Below are 16,706 nucleotides of genomic sequence, written 5' to 3' on the forward strand. Positions count from 1 at the left end.
TTCTACTGACAGGATACCGTTACGTGGGCTTTCTTACTTTTCAGACATCCTCTTAAAGCTGAGTATTGACTTGCTCCAGATTTCACACCTAGAATAGTTTTATTTCCATATTCATGTACGTGTAAACTCTCATAGTTTTTATTGAGAATATAACCAGCTTTTTTGCGAATTAATTCATCTAAGAGAGTTGCTTGTGTTTTGGTAGTATACTTAATTTTTTGACCTGTATTTTCAGACTCAATTACCGGAACACATGTTTTGATACCGATAAATTTAATATATCTTTCAGGTCTTCTTTCATAGATTACCCATCTATCTTTTTTTTTGTATTCCTTTTCCATCTGTTGTACACAACTACCGCCATCACGATAGCTGTAGGTTATGGATATGTCTGAGCCAGACCAATCAAAGTGATTGTGAGGAGGAAAAAATCTAGAAAATTTATAATTTTCATCTTCATTTCTTATTGGTTTATATACACAAGCTAAAGCATATAATATGGTGGATTTACCACAACCATTTACTCCCATAAGGGATATTAATGGTGAGCCTTCAAAGTCGATAGATACTTTAGAAACATTTTTTAGTTTTTTAATATCTATTTTATGAATAACTTGGCTATGTATTCCCATTATATTATGCTTGTATTTTCATTAACTCGCCGGGCAAGTTTAGTAAGGTTAAAGGACAAAAGTAGAGCTAGAGAATTGTTAAAAATTACAATAATAATTCTAAGCTAGAGTATACTAATTTACGGCAATTTATAACGTACTTTAGCAAAATGTTAAAGGTTACAGAACGTTACGTTACACTAATAGACCCTACTTGCTAGTTTAGAGGGTGGGGAAACCTCTACCTCCTTTGTGCCGACTGCGGCTTACACGGATTTGTTAGACTGGTTTCAATCGCTCATAAGGTTTAATACAGAACCGCTCACGCCCCTAATCTTATGACCCTGCTGGGTGTTAACTAATTATACTCAGTCCATTGAGAACCGCCATAACACTCCGATAATGCCAGCTTTCTGAGGCTACTGATGCTTACAAATACTCTACTGCTCTCCAAACAACTGCCCACTTTACAATACTCCTCCACACCAGAGCGATTCGATGAATCTTGGGAAGCTCCCTTGTCTACCCTCTTAGGACTGGGACGTGCTGCTGGTGCTGATTTTATTGAATTCTTCTTAGAGCGTGTCAACTATATTAGCTGCCTTGCAGAAGAAGACGCCATCACCAGCATTACACCGCGTCTTTCCACAGGTGCAGGAGTCAGAGTATTTCGTGGCAAAGCAGATTGCTACGTTAGCACCAATGACCTTTCCTTTGCTGGTTTGAAAGCAGCTTTGGAAAAAGGTCTTTCTATCCTGGGATTACAACTTCCGGCTCCCAACGCCTTCATCCCAGAAATCAACCTGGAATTGCTGCGAGACTACGGTACCAAAAGAAGCAAAGATGGCTGGTTACCTCTGTGTACATCCATCCGGGAAATGGGAGAAGTTCTCCTTGATGGTACTGCTCAGCTTCAGCAAAAAGCAAGCCACGTACAATCACGCCGCGCCACTTATTTCCGTGATTGGCAAGAAGTCTTAGTCGCCGCCAGTGATGGCACTTTTGCTCGTGACATTCGCCTCACTCAATCAGTAGGACTTATCCTCCTGTGCGCTGACGGTGCTCATCGCGCTTCTATGGCTGAACGTGCTGGTAATACCAGCGATCCCAATTTCCTGAAAGCTTGGGATTATAGAGAAGCAGCAGAGCACATTGCAGAATCAGCAGGAAAAATGCTCTACGCTGATTATGTGGAATCAGGCACTTACCCCATCATCATGGCGAATCACTTTGGCGGGGTGATCTTCCACGAAGCATGCGGACACCTACTAGAAACCACTCAAATCGAACGCAACACCACTCCCTTTGCTGACAAAAAAGGTGAAAAAATTGCCCATGAGGCACTAACAGCTTGGGATGAAGGGCGAACTGAAAACGCCTTCGGTACAATTGATATGGATGACGAAGGTATGCCGTCTCAAAGAACGCTATTAATTGAAAAAGGCGTTTTGAAAAACTTCTTGGCAGATAGAACAGGTTCAGTGCGTACCGGGCACCCCAGAACCGGGAGTGGACGCCGCCAGAGTTTTACCTTTGCCGCTGCTAGCCGGATGCGTAATACCTACATTGCGACTGGTGAGCACACCACCGACGATTTATTCGCCTCTGTAGATAAAGGTATCTACTGTAAAAAGATGGGTGGCGGTAGCGTTGGTGCTACCGGTCAATTTAACTTTGGTGTAGATGAAGCTTATCTCATTGAAAATGGCAAAATCACCAAGCCACTGAAGGGAGCGATCCTGATTGGTGAAGCTAAGGAAATTATGAACAAAATTTCCATGTGTTCTCAAGATTTGTCGCTTGCAGCCGGCTTCTGTGGTTCTGTCAGTGGCAGTATCTACACAACAGTAGGACAGCCTCACATCAAGGTTGATTCGATTACCGTAGGCGGACGCTAACTCGTTCCCAGGTTTAGACTAACTCGTTCCCAGGTTCCACCTGGGAATGCCAACAAGCGTGGCTCTGCCACACGATACCAGGAGGCAGAGCCTCCTGCAATACACTCCCAGGTAGAACCTGGGAGCGAGAAAATAGGTGAATTTTAAATAAACTATGTCGAACATCACTGAGATTGCAAATTATGCCAAGGAAAGTGCTGATAAGCTTGGCATCAAGAAATTCGATATCTATGGCTCAACAGCAGATGCAACAAGTGTGCAAGTCGATCAAGGTGAGCCCAAGCAAGTGAAAGCTTCTAATCTTTCTGGTGTCACCGTTCGTGTTTGGAATGAAGACAATACAATGGGTGTCACCAGCACAACAGATGTAGACCCCAAAGGACTGGAATTAGCTTTAAAAACGGCTTACGAAGCTAGTTTTTTTGGGGTGAAAGAAAATGTCCCTGATTTTAGTCCAGAGTCTACTGTTCCCCTGAACAATTCATCCCACGAAAAAGCACCTCAAGCACCTGTTTCTCAACTTATAGAAAGCCTGTTAGCTGCTGAAAAAGAAGTCCTCGCAGCTCATCCGGCGATTAAAGGAGTGCCATATAACAGTTTGGCGCAAAGAGATATTGATAAATTTTATCTCAACAGCGATGGCGCGATGAGAACAGAATCCCACTCTATATCATCAATCTATCTTTACAGCAAAACTGAGGAAGACGGAAGAAAACCCCGCAGTGGTGGTGCTTTTAGAATCAACCGGAGTTTGGACACTCTAGACATCAATGGTTGCATCAAAGAAACGGCAGAGAAAACTATCAGCCACTTGAACTATGAAAAAATCAAGTCTGGTAAATATCGAGTTGTTTTCTCGCCAGATGCTTTCTTAAGTTTATTGGGTGCTTTTTCCAACTTGTTTAATGCTCAAAGTATTCTAGACAAGCAAAGTTTATCTACCCCTGATGATTTAGGGAAGCAAATTGCTTCTCCTTTACTTTCAGTGTATGATGATGCGCTGCATCCAGCAAACGTTGGGGCAGAAACTTTTGATGGTGAAGGAACTCCTACCCGCAAAGTTTCGTTAATTGAAAATGGGGTTTTAACAGGTTTTCTCCACAGTGCAGGAACTGCTAAAAGGATGAATGCCAAGCCGACTGGTAACGCCAATATTGGTGCAAAAGTCTCTGTCAGCCCTAATTTCTATCACGTTTTTGCAGCCGCACCTGGCGAACAGGAATTGAGCTTAGAAACGGCAGAAAATGTGATTTTTATTGATGATTTACAAGCTCTCCATGCAGGTGTGAAAGCCTTACAAGGTTCTTTTTCCCTACCATTTGATGGTTGGCTTGTCAATAATGGTGTGAAGACAAGCATTGAATCAGCGACTGTTGCAGGAGATTTTCTCGAACTGCTTAAGTCAATTATTTTTGTGGAAAAAGAACCAGAGTTGACACCCGGAGGCGTATGTCCCAAAATCTGGGTTGATGAATTGTCGATTACTGGTGAGTAACTTCAGACAATAGACTTCTTATTTTTGTTCCTGGGCTGCTGCTTGGGAACAATATTTTTTCCTTATTTTACATCATTGCTTATGCCAGTATGAAGGCTTTTAGTATCGTTTCAATAAATTAGTACCTACCAAAACACCATCTTCAACTTCAGCACTATATAAATTAGCATTATTCAAATTAGCATTGGTGAGGTTAGCTTTATTTAAGCTAGCACTATTGAGAAATGCTTCTGTTAAATTAGCAGATTGCAAATTTGCACCAGTTAAATCAGCACCTTCTAAATTGGCATCTTTCAGGTTAGCTCCCGTTAAATTCGCATTCCTCAAATCAGCACCAATGAGGTGAGCGCCTTTGAGATTAGCTCCTCTTAAATCACACCCAAAACATTCTCCCGTTTCTAATAATTGCCGGACTTGAGCAGGGTTTTCTGCTTTAACAGGAACGGGAGTGGCTAGAGATATTGTACTTAATAAAGTTACAGCAGTTAACAAAAATGTCAGTTTCATATTGATTTCTCTCCCACACTCTTAGAAGTTAGTTACTAAATCAGTCGGCAAAAATAAACGTATGTTATGTTTGTTTGGACTAAGTTACTTAACTTCTACAAACCCTTTGTCTCAAATTCCAGAAAAGTCACCTCGTTTTACTTAAATCTTGCACCCAACAAGAGCCTCTGACGACTCACTGTTGCAACTCTTGCAAGATCTCAGTTTATTGAAGTCATAAAAAAAACACTATAGCAATCCTAAATCGTTCATGAACACAAGATTCCCGACTTCGCCAAAGTTGTCGGGAATCTGGCGCGATTTATGCGCTTTGCGCAGGCACTTTCACACAAATCAAATATTAGGTGTTTCTAGGCAAGTACTCCAGAAACACCTCATCTGTCTAAGCCAAAGCAGTTCGCAGTCGTTGTTCCAAAGAAACTAAATCTACCCCAAGATTTTGCAGAACTCTAATTGCGACTCCTCCGCCTGCACCCCCTGCACCTTCGCGCAGAATACCTAATAGCAAATGCTCTGTACCAACGTAGTTAACACCAAGTTGTCGCGACTGTTCTACTGATAGTTCTATCACCCGTTTGGCTCTGGGAGTGAAGGGAATATCTAAAGGTGTATTACCCCTACCTCTGCCAATTATTTTTTCTACCTCTATTTGTGCATTTTCCAAGTTCACCCCCACAAAGGAGAGAAACTGTGATCCTAAACCACTTCCTTCGCCAAGCAGTCCTAGCAAAATTTGTTCTGTCCCCACAAAGTTATGTCCTAAGCGGTGAGATTCACCCTGAGCAAATAAGATGGCTGTCATTGCTTTTTCAGTAAATCTTTCAGGATGTTTGGGGTGGAATCTGCCAGACATAAACCCAAAAAGTCTGTCAAAGATAGACTCAAAAAATGTTTCTAACATAAATCCTTCCTGCGTCGATGTATTGTTCACTGGTCCAATAACGCGATCGCGCCTACTTCTCCCCGTCGTCAAAAAAGCAAGCAAATCCTCCATCGTCTCAGCATTCGCTGAGTACCACAGAAATTGCTTCTCTTTGCGGCTATTCACTAACTCCTCATTCCGCAGCTTCTCCAAATGGTGCGATAAGGTTGAGTTCGGAATTTTGAGCTTTTCCTGAATCTCACCCACTGTCATCCCTTCTGGATAAGCTGCAAACAGCAGCCGCATAATTTCAAGCCGTGGCTCCGACCCCAATGCAGCAAACATATCTGCATAGCGAGCCGTATCTTCTTTAGGCATATTTCTAGAATAATCGAAATAATGTAGATGTCAACACTAATATTTTGTATTGTGATTGTTGAAATCTAGAGACGTAGCATGCTACGTCTCTATAGAAATTCTCCTGCTAGGACTTCCCACTTCCTATCAAATACAGCAGCGCCATACGAACGGCAACACCACTGGTCACTTGAGCTTGAATCAGGCTAAATTCAGGGTCATCCATTAATTCCGAGCTAATTTCGACACCACGGTTAACAGGACCTGGGTGCAAAACTTTGACGTTTGGCTTGCACAGTTGCAACTTTGAGCGTGTAATACCAAACATCTGATGGTATTCTCGCAAAGAAGGCAATAAATGAGCAGTCATTCGTTCCTTTTGCAAGCGCAAAGTCATGACAAAATCAGCATCTTGCAAAGCTGGTTCTAACTCCCAATGGAGAAACACTTTGCCTGGTCTATCTTCGCCGTAATCTGCAAATAATTTAGGTAAGAGGGTGGGTGGTGCTGCTAGATGCACATCAGCCCCACAGGCTGTAAAACTCCAAATATTTGATCGCGCTACCCGCGAATGTAGAATATCTCCAACGATCGCAATCTTTTTATCTTTTAAAAGTTCGACACGGGGATTGTCGGGATCAAGAAGAGTACAGATAGTAAATAAGTCTAGCAGGGCTTGGGAAGGATGTTCGTGTTGACCATCTCCAGCATTGAGGACGCTAACGTGTACACCAAGCCGATCCATTTCTTGGGCGATCGCATTTGGGACTCCAGCCTCCCGATGGCGGATTACCATGATATCAGTTCCCATTGCCAAGTAAGTCTTCGCCGTATCGAGAATAGTCTCTCCTTTTGTCATCGAAGAAGTTCCGGAAGCGAAGTTCAGCGTATCTGCCGATAGCCGCTTAGCAGCGAGTTCAAAACTGCTACGAGTGCGGGTGGATGGTTCAAAAAATAAATTCGCCACCACCTGTCCCTGTAAGGTTGGTACTTTCTTCGTTCGCCGTGATAGGACTTCTTGAAAACTAGCAGCAGTTTGCAAAACAGTATCGTACTCAACTGTGGTGAAGTCAGCGAGGGAAAGAATATGATGACGAGTCCAGGTGGTATTAGGCATAAAAGAATAATGGTTTTCGGCTTAGAGACACGCAGCGTACTGTAACAGGAGCTTCGATGCACACTTGTAGCATATATTGGAGGTTGCTTGCGAGTTTAGTTTTTATCACTTTTATTGTTTCAGTGACGCTGATTGAAACGCATCTCTACAGTTTTTTATTTACATATGCAACAGGAATCATACCACCTGTCATCTATCAAAATAGATACCTGCCTCAACTGCTCCTAAATTTTAAATCATAAGTAAATGTAACGAAAAGTAACAAAGTTGACAACAGATTGGAACAGGTAAGGAATTGTATCAGTCTTGGTACATTATAAAACAGTGTTCCTTAGACAAATCAGCCATGCAACTTGATGACCTGCTGCTGAGTGAACCAGCAATAGAGGCGGCAATAGACTATAATCCACTGACTGTTGCACCAAAGACATTGCTGGTAGATGTCATTGCTGTAATGAATCAAAAGCGAATTCAAAGTTGCTCATTATCAAGTGTTGCACCATTAGATGCAATGACTGTACAACAGACAGACCCAAGCTGTGTCTTAGTAATGGAGAAAACAGAGTTACTGGGAATTTTTACAGAACGGGATATTGTACGGCTAACGGCAGATGGCATCAACTTTGGAAAGGTGACAATAGCTGAAGTCATGACGCAACCAGTGATTACCCTACAGCAAGCTGCTTTTAAAGATGTTTTTGCTGCTTTGTTCTTATTCCGGCGGTATCGCATTCGTCATCTACCGATAGTAGGAGAAAAAAACGAAGTTATTGGTGTAGTTTCTCACGAGAGTATTCGTAGCATTTTACGCCCTATTCATCTCCTGAAATTCATGCGTGTCGCAGATGTGATGACAACCCAAGTGATTCGTGCCCCAATGACTGCTTCGGTATTGAGTTTAGCTCAGGTGATGGCAGAGTTTCGGATTAGCTGTGTCGTGATTACTGAGGAACAACTACAGTCAGATTTGAGACAATTTGTTCACATTCCCGTGGGAATTGTCACTGAACAAGACATTGTGCAATTTCAGGCAATGGAAGTCAATTTATCTGAAGTTTTAGCGCAGACTATAATGAGTCAATCGCTATTTGTGCTAAGTCCTGAGGATTCTCTATGGACAGCTCTTGCCCAGATGCAACAGCAACATCCGCGAAGATTAGTGGTGTCTTGGGATGGAGGAACAGGATTAGGCATTGTGACTCAAACCAGCTTACTGCGAGTCCTCGATCCAGTTCAAATGTACAGTGTTATCGAAACTTTGCAGAACACAGTTAGGTAGCCACAAGATGAGTCATTGTGTTTGTAGTTGGATGGCGATCGCAACTACAAATTTGTCATAACAATTCATAATCTCGTAATCTTGTTAATCTCCTTTCCAGGTATAACCTAGAAATGCGGTATCAGCGGCTAGTAACGCAAGTAAGGAAGGCATCCCCTCCCAATGGTATTCCAAGCCTCTGACTGGAAGGCACAGTGGGGTGGGATTGGCACCCCCCCAGTTTATAGGACAATACGGTTCAGATAAGAAAATTTCTTCAACGATAACCCATAACCCTTGTAGAGACGTGCCATGGCACGTCTCTACACGCATGAAATCTCGACAAAAAATCGTTAACTGAACCATCTTGGTTTATAGGACGGGCTAGAAGACCATCCCACAAGAAAAAGTTGGATATTCTTTTATTTGGAAGTCCCTAAAGTACAGAATTCAAAATTCAAAATTATTAAACCACATATAAAAGTCGCGGAGAGCTTAAAAAAATATTGCTCCGTTTTTTTTACCTCCATTAATTTGTTAAAAACTGAAAACAAAAATGAATTTATTTTTTTCTTAACTGTCTTAACTGTCTTCTTAACTGTCTTAACTGTCTTAACTGTCCTAACTATCTCCTAATCTTTAGTTATTTAACTATATGCTTAACTGTTTCATCTGGTCTTAATATTGGTATAAATTATTTTGAAAGAGGTGCAAAGGCGAAGGTAGCAATCCTCTGCTGCAACCATTGGAAGTACTTATGCCTGACTGAAAGTATGGTCTAAGCACCGGAAGAAGAAGCTGTGCACTTTAAGTAGTTTTTACTAGCTTATTTTCTACAAAGCAATAATTTTTACATTAAAAATAAGGCTAATATTATTGAGTTTCTTAAAGATTTAATAAATTCACGTAATCTTGTTAAATTTGCAAGTTACCTAAAATGATTTTATTATCAAGCTAATAAGCAGTGTATGTTAAGCCTTCGCATTGATGGGCTGGCATGGCACACCTTAGGCAATACTTCTCGAATAAGGCAGACCTAACCCCCCTAGTACACGATGGCGGAAATAAAGCTACCCTTCGGGTTCACCAGTCGCCTGCTGTCGGGAAACCCTCCAAAGGGCGCTGGTTCACCATTCCAAAGCAGCGAAAAGTCTAGGTAATCAGCTTTTTGACTTTTGACTTTTGACTTTTGACTTCCGCGCAGCGGTACTAGCCCCCCTTCCCTACAAGGGAATGGGGGAAACTACCTCCCCTCTCCTTCTAGGAGAGGGGCACCTGGAGAGGTTAACCGAGAAGTATTGACACCTTAGGTGTATTTCAAAAATCTGCCCAGGAGTGCTATGGACAAGCAAAATACGCCTGCACAGACTAACAGAAAATTAGGGTTCTCAAACCCGCTTCGGCGGGATTTGATTGTGTAACCGCACCTAGTACTCTGTCAATTTTGATTTGAGGGATTATTAAATTCTCCGCGTCCCTGTTTCTCCGTGTCTCCCTTCGGGTTCGCAGTCGCCTACGGAGGGAAACCCTCCTGCAGCGCTGTCTCACCGCGTCAATCTAAACCCATCAATTCTATGTTGACAGAATACTAGAGGTCAACTCAAAAAAGCATCGAACAACACAACTAACAGGGAATAAGTATGACTATCACAGACAATTTTCTCAAAACTTACACTGACAAAGCCTACAAGCACACCAGCTTGGTAAGCCACAAAGGGGCTCTCATCTCCTTTGCGCTAGACGACCAGCGCCGCATTTATTACTCTGTACTGGATTTAAACTCTACTGACCCACAAAAAAGCTCCCTAGATGTCAATTACTGGCAAAAAAACCCCAGCGAGTTACAGTTTCCGACTGAAATTGGTCAGGTTGGGTATAGTATCGTGGGTACAACCTCGATGCCTATTGTTAAAAAGGGAAGTCGAGATGAAGCCAAACCGGGAGAATTACGTCCAGAAGAAATCGATCCATTCCTGTCTACAACCGCCCGATTGACCGCAGACGCGCCTTTTCAGGCTCTTTCTGATGAGAAGTATATCTATATATTCCGCCAGTCGGTTGATGCCAATGACTTAAATAATGTCTATCTTCAGACGAGTGGTACTAGAGCATCGGGGGCAAATCAACAACGGAATTTTAGACTTTATCGGACAAACGCCAGTGGGGATTTAGTTCCACTAGTTCAAGATACTTTACTGGTAGACCGTTTTGTGTTAGTCGGAACCGAATTGAAGCTGAAGCGAGAAGTCCGCTACAAGCGCAGCCGCCACAAAACTCAACCCCTGAATAACAAAGATACCTTGGGGGCAGAAGATATGGAGAATAAACCCTTCTTCGAGCCTACCCTGGAATTAGATTTTGTCCGCTATCTACAAAATGGGCGCTTTAGTGTATTGCTGTTACCGACTCAGGTGGCTGATGTGCAGCGCTGGCAAATCTTTGCTCACAATAACAAGACTCAACTCATTGATTCGTTTAATATAGAGCGCTCTAAAGATGGGTTCTTTAACACTCAAGGAACAATCTTTTACACTAGCCCTGAAGCAGAATATCAGGATGCAGTATTTGAGCGCCAACCCGGTACTTGTCCGTTTACAGGTCAACCTCTAATTCCTATTTTGACTAAAAAGGGATATGCCGAGTCAACGCTGAAGTTTAATGGCTCAGATAGTTATGTAGACCTTGGTGAAGGAGTTACGGTAGGTGGTCAGTTTACCATAGAAGCGTGGATTTACTCAGAGTCAACAGATACCAATTTTCACGGATTTTTAGGAAACCATGCATCCTCGAATTCCAATCGTTCTGCTTCCCTCTGGGTAAAAGGGCTAAAAATCATGGTTTCCTTTGGTGATGGCTCAAACCCGTATCAATGTACAACGGTTAATGATGTTTTAACTGATAACTGTTGGCATCATGTCGCTTGGACGTTTGACCGTGACAATTGCCAAATATACGTTGACGGACAATTGCAGAAGTTACCGACTGAAAACGAGTTGCTAGGTAAAATTCCCGGAGATACACCAATCAAATATATCGGCAAGCTAGATAAGTTCTTCAAGGGTAAGATAGACGAAGTTCGCATCTGGAATTATGCCCGTTCAGAGTACGACATCAGAGCGAATATGAACTTCCGTCTTGTGGGTGATGAATTTGGGTTGTTAGGATACTGGCGCTTTGACGAAGGCGGTGGTACTCAAGTTTTTGACCAAACAGCTCATGCCCACCACGGTAGTATCTCTGGGGATGCTGAATGGATAACTTCAGATGCGCCCATTGGGGAACGACCAGGTATTCAGCGCACCAGTTTTCAGTTTCAGGGGCGTACCTTAGAATCAGGGCTGGCTTCACTTTTGTATTATCAGCAGGAACAGGCAAAAACTGGCTACGACGAAACCAGCAAACCAATGAAGCAAAGTGCGAGGGTGCTACTGGCTGGAGCGACAAAGGATGCAACTAACGAACCTAACTATATTGGCGCATTGGATTTTGCAGTATCCCGCAACGGCACCCTGGCACAGATACCCGACAATATTAACTTAGGAGAGAAGCTTGAAAATAACACAAGTGAAATCTTGGAGAATATTCAAGCGTTGGAGGTAGAAGAAACAAAACTTCAAGAGCGAATTAAGAAGTTATTAAGTGCTGGTATTGAGGTAACTTTCCAAGCCAAGGACAAACAATCAGAGGACAGGTTCGGCTATTCAGTGGCTATCAGTGGAGACTGGGCACTGGTTGGAGCTGAGGGTAAAGATAGCTTTGCTGGTGCTGCCTATCTGTTCCATCTCGAAAATGGTCAGTGGATACAAAAAAGCAAAATCCAAGCCAAGGACAAACAACCAAATGACAACTTCGGCAATTCAGTGGCTATCAGTGGAGACTGGGCACTGGTTGGAGCTCAGAGTAAAGATAGCAATGCTGGTGCTGCCTATCTGTTCCATCTCGAAAATGGTCAGTGGATACAAAAAAGCAAAATCCAAGCCAAGGACAAACAATCAGAGGACAGGTTCGGCTATTCAGTGGCTATCAGTGGAGACTGGGCACTGGTTGGAGCTGAGGGTAAAGATAGCTTTGCTGGTGCTGCCTATCTGTTCCATCTCGAAAATGGTCAGTGGATACAAAAAAGCAAAATCCAAGCCAAGGACAAACAATCAGAGGACAGTTTCGGCCATTCAGTGGCTATCAGTGGAAAGTGGGCACTGGTTGGGGATTACCCTGAAAGCAATCCTGGTGCTGCCTATCTGTTCCATCTCGAAGATGGTGAGTGGACACAAAAACAGAAATTCCAAGCCCAAGACAAGCAAGCAGGTGACCACTTCGGTAACTCAGTAGCCATTAGTGGAGACTGGGCAATGGTTGGGGTTGAGGATAAATATAAAAACACTGGTGTTGTTTATAGGTTTGCCCACATTCTGCCAGTATTACGAGCGCAACTGCAAGAGGTACAAGCAAAAATTGAACAACTCAAACAACTCTTAAGTCAGACACCGATTTCCTTGCCTCTGGTATACTTCGATCCTATGGGTCTGACGGTTTCTGGTGGCTTACTCGGTTTCGCTTCTACTAAGGATACTCCTCAACTGTTTGATAGCGCTACGGGTCAACTCGCCCTTTATTTCCGAGGAGAAAATGACGAGTTCTTCGCTGCTTACTACGATAGCAACACAGCTAAAGCTCAATATCAATTACCAGCAAAGACAGGAAAGTTGACTTTGGTGGCTCGTTCTGCTATAGGAGAAATGAATCAAACTCAGATTACTGTTGCTGACGGTTCAAGCGCCCAGAACTGCAGAGTCACGATTACCAACGCAGCCACAGGTATAACCGAAACTTGGAATGAGGTTCCGCGCGAAGTCAAGAAATTTGCAGATGTTCTCAACGGTCAAGCCCAGGATTACAAATACGAGGAACAAGCGAGTACCAATAAACCTGCCTATGTGCTAGAAAATGGCTCACTGCATTTTATAGCATTCTCTAATGATGCTTCAGGCGATGTCCAAAACGCCACTGTTAATCAACCCTACTCTAGTGCGCTTTCTTGTAACTGGATAGCAGATTCGCCAGGACAAGCATTGTCTTTTGATGGCAATGATTATATTTCTGTCACTGATACTAACAAACTGCCGCAGTTGGATGCTAAGGGCGATGTCACCTTAGAAGCCTGGGTTCAGCCTAGTACACTTAATAGTGAGACGCAGGTGATTTATCACTATTCAGACAACTGCAAATATGCCTTAAGTTTGAAATACCAAGATACCAATACTTACAAAATTAAGGCAGGAGTTGATAATCGATCGCTCCAGACGGTTGGATCTGTATCCAAAGATAACTGGAATCATCTAGCTGTCGTTTTTAACCAGTCCTATGCTTTGCAGTTCGATGGTGGAGATTACTTAGACGCAGGTACAGATAGCACTCTCAATGTCACTGAGGATTTGACCATTGAGGTAGTCTTAAAAGTAGACGATATCAATTTACGGGGTATCCTGAGTAAAGGAGTGCTACAGTCTGGTCTTTCCCAGGAGTATGTTCCCTACGCGCTGTCTTTGCAAAGCGGAAAGCTCGTATTCAGCTTTGAAAATGATGAAGGGCAGCAGCAAAAAATAGAAAGCACTACCTCACTCCAAGCAAACCGAGTTTACAAAATCGCAATCACTCGCCAAAAACAAACAGAAACCACTACCTCAAGCGATCCTACATACGGGGGTTTAGTTCCAGAAAGTGTAGGCGATTTCAGCGATATTATCAATACCGACAATTTTAATAGCAAATCTGAGGAAATTGAAAAAGTCATGAAGGCTGACTTTGTTGCTTCCAAGAAACGCGGAAAGCAGTTGCAAGATATGGACTCGCCAAATCCGCCTGATACAACAACTTCCGGGCTGCCGACGGGCACTCAAGTTAGCCAATGGATTGAAGTTAAAATCTATATTGATGGGAAACTTGACAACAACAAAGCTTTACCCGCCGCCACTTGTGGGCGCAACAGTCAGCCCCTAGAAATTGGCAAAGTTGGTGAGAGTTACTTCAAGGGAACCATTGCTGAGGTGCGTTTGTGGAATCGAGCTTTACCACAAGGTGAAATCAACCAAAACATCGTCGGTGCAGAAGAAGGGCTATTAGCTTGGTGGCGCATAGAAGAAAACGAAGGTAGCATTGCCTACGATTCTAAGAGCAACAATCATGCCCAGATTAAAGGGGCGCAATGGGTAAAAAATCCAGACCCCAACGGCTCTAGCCTCGTGATCTACGTAAACGGGATTTCAATGGCAACCGAAGCGACTGATTCTATTTCTTGGCAAACGAAGCAGTTCACCTTGGGCGCTCTCAAAAAAGACAGCAGCTTCACCAACTACTTATCAGGAACAATAGAAGAAGTCCGCATCTGGAAGGTAGCCCGTACCCAAGAGCAAATTCAGGACAATTTGTTTACCCGCCTCAAGGGAGAGAAAGAAAATTTAATTGCTAACTACACTTTCGATGGAGAAGATACAGATACCGAACTTTTAGATTCTTCTCTTCTTAGCAATCACCTACCTTTGGATAGTGGAGATAACAAACCTAACTTTATCTTATCCACGGCTCCTATCAGCAATGATATTGCTCAAGTGCGTTCAGCCCTAGCCGGAATTCAAACTCAATTCAACGACATCATCCACAGTCGCCCTGCCGTACAAGAATACGCTGATTCACAGTACGACATCGACGGTAATATGATTGCAGTGATGAAGCGCTGTTATGCCTATATCAAAAATAACCAGTGGCACTTACTCACAGGTTATAAAGTCGGCAATCTCATTACCGAGTGGATTAGTCAAGCGCAGTTCGACCCGCAGATTCTCGGTTTCATTGAAGGCGCTCCTCCTGTCCCCAGCGAAAACTTGACTGTAGGGGCGGTATCCATCACTGGCAACTATGCAGGTGTCACCTCCCTAGAAGTGGTGGAAGCGGAAAACGTCATGTATAAGTTCTCCCATTCTAAGGAAGAAGGCTCCGATCTAGCTTTTGCAGCAGAAGGCAAAATAGGTGCAGGGTTTGATACCCGCGTCCTCGTAGCTCCCTTTGGCTTTGGGATTTCATTTAGATTGAAGGGCGAGTTCACAGCTGGTCTTGGTTACCAGGCTCAATCCTCCAAGGGCTGGTCAAGCGACCAAAGTTTCGCCTTTGGCAGAAATGTGACTAAAAACACTTCTGTCTCCTTAGGCGGTAATTGGGAATCTCCTAATGATATACGAAATCCCAATTTAGGTCAGCGCTATGTGCCGAGCAATATGGGCTTCGCTTTGGTGCAGTCGGAAACAGCTGATGTGTTTGCCCTGCGCCTTGCTCACAATGGTGCTCTGGTTTCCTTACGCTTTCAACCTAATCCCGACATCCCCAAGGATGTAAATCTCATTCCCTTTCCCATCAATCCTCGTTACACCAAACAGGGGACTTTAGATGGAGCCGTGGGTTACACTGACAAAGGCAAAGTGCAAGATAAAGACTATCTTGATGCTAAAGACTACGGCGAGTACAGCTATTTCAAACCCAAAGAAGCCTACGCGCTCAAGAAACGCATTAAGCAAGAAGAAGAGGAACTGAAAGCTTATTACCGGAACTTTGATACAGGTATTGATGGCACAATGTTTTCTGCCGCATCTGAGCCAGCAGCGGATTTTTCCAAGCAATTAGAGAACAAGTTCGGACTGTCGATTGGCAATACATCTTCCAGTAATAGCGTTCCCAAAGATGGTAGTCTTTCAGAAAAGTATGCCAAACGAAATCTCGTCAATACTTATGTCTGGACGGCAGATGGTGGCTTTTATGCAGAATCAACTGAAGTGACAGAGGTCAAACAGGAAACTATTGCTGGAACGTTCTCTAATTCTTATTCATTTGGTGGTGGATTTGGAATCTCACTAGAACTAGATCCTGTCGTTCTTCAAACTTCCATGACAGCCATGACTGGGGGACACTTGAATGTAACCAAGAGCAAAACCCAAGAATCTCAAAATTCCTTCAGGCTGGATGTGACGGTTAATACCCCAGGAGACTTGCAAAAATACGACGACCAGGGGAACCCTGTCTATGAGGATGACAGTCCTAAAATTGTAGAAGGTAAAGTAGATGCTTACCGTTTTATGAGCTTCTACTTAGAACCTGTCAAAGAAAACTTCGAGGATTTGTTCAACAAGGTTATAGCTCCCGGTTGGCTTAAGGAAAGCAATCATCCCAATGCTTTAGCAATGCGCCAAGCACAACAGGTAGAGAAAACTCCTCCTTGCTGGCGTGTGTTCCATCGTGTCACCTTTATTAGCCGGATTTTGCCCTCATTTCCAAGCGACACTGCACCTCCTTTAGAGCAAGCTATGCAAGCTGCGAATATCGAGAGCAACTGGGTACTCATTCAGAAGCTCGAACCTTTGGTTAGACATAAGACCAATAATTTTGGCGAATTCTCCGCAGCTGTGGGGAAGGCTGTTGATACTTATCTACCAGAGTTGAGAGATCATAAATCAGAAGTTATCAAGTACATGGCGTTGTACTTTGGCATTGATGACGCGGTTTAACGATTGAGGGGTACGGGGAGTTATGAGTCCTGCGTTGTAACTAATAAGATCA

7 protein-coding genes and 2 pseudogenes are annotated in these 16,706 nt (G+C 43.3%); 4 read left to right on the plus strand and 5 right to left on the minus strand.

Features of this window, described 5'->3' with window-relative positions; all coding sequences use genetic code 11:
* Positions 1–2: 2 nt before the first annotated feature.
* Positions 3–632, minus strand: a complete 630-nt coding sequence (locus AACT52_RS04535; protein ID WP_073629432.1) for an AAA family ATPase — start codon at positions 630–632, stop codon at positions 3–5.
* Between the two features lie 404 nt (positions 633–1,036).
* Between AACT52_RS04535 and AACT52_RS04540 the strand changes: the two genes are divergently transcribed.
* Together AACT52_RS04540 and AACT52_RS04545 are read left to right on the plus strand one after the other, a co-directional pair.
* Positions 1,037–2,509, plus strand: coding sequence for a TldD/PmbA family protein (locus AACT52_RS04540; RefSeq protein ID WP_073629434.1), 1,473 nt, complete (start codon positions 1,037–1,039; stop codon positions 2,507–2,509).
* A 154-nt stretch (positions 2,510–2,663) separates the two neighbouring features.
* A complete protein-coding gene (locus AACT52_RS04545; protein WP_073629436.1) occupies positions 2,664–4,004 on the plus strand; it encodes a TldD/PmbA family protein in 1,341 nt (446 codons plus the stop codon).
* 99 nt (positions 4,005–4,103) lie between these two features.
* Here AACT52_RS04545 and AACT52_RS04550 read toward each other — a convergent pair whose 3' ends face one another.
* The 4 genes and pseudogenes from AACT52_RS04550 to AACT52_RS04565 form a co-directional block, all read right to left on the minus strand.
* Positions 4,104–4,511: a pentapeptide repeat-containing protein gene (locus AACT52_RS04550; protein ID WP_073629438.1), complete on the minus strand. Its 408-nt coding sequence runs from the start codon at positions 4,509–4,511 to the stop codon at positions 4,104–4,106.
* Between the two features lie 400 nt (positions 4,512–4,911).
* Positions 4,912–5,364, minus strand: a pseudogene (locus tag AACT52_RS04555) (Clp protease N-terminal domain-containing protein); the annotation flags it as partial.
* Positions 5,365–5,502: 138 nt separating this feature from the next.
* Positions 5,503–5,751 (minus strand): annotated as a pseudogene (locus tag AACT52_RS04560) (ArsR/SmtB family transcription factor); the annotation flags it as partial.
* A 106-nt stretch (positions 5,752–5,857) separates the two neighbouring features.
* Entirely contained in the window at positions 5,858–6,847 is a 990-nt protein-coding gene (locus AACT52_RS04565; RefSeq protein ID WP_073629442.1) for an aspartate carbamoyltransferase catalytic subunit, read from the minus strand.
* Between the two features lie 346 nt (positions 6,848–7,193).
* Here AACT52_RS04565 and AACT52_RS04570 point away from each other — a divergent pair, with 346 nt between their 5' ends.
* Together AACT52_RS04570 and AACT52_RS04575 are read left to right on the plus strand one after the other, a co-directional pair.
* Complete coding sequence (locus AACT52_RS04570) at positions 7,194–8,126, plus strand: CBS domain-containing protein (protein ID WP_073629444.1); 933 nt, start codon at positions 7,194–7,196, stop codon at positions 8,124–8,126.
* Between the two features lie 1,619 nt (positions 8,127–9,745).
* The gene (locus AACT52_RS04575) at positions 9,746–16,654 is read left to right on the plus strand and encodes a LamG-like jellyroll fold domain-containing protein (protein WP_073629446.1); all 6,909 of its coding nucleotides are present in this window, start codon (positions 9,746–9,748) and stop codon (positions 16,652–16,654) included.
* Positions 16,655–16,706: the final 52 nt, after the last annotated feature.

This window comes from Scytonema sp. HK-05 (assembly GCF_963872035.1).
Lineage (GTDB): Bacteria > Cyanobacteriota > Cyanobacteriia > Cyanobacteriales > Nostocaceae > Kalymmatonema.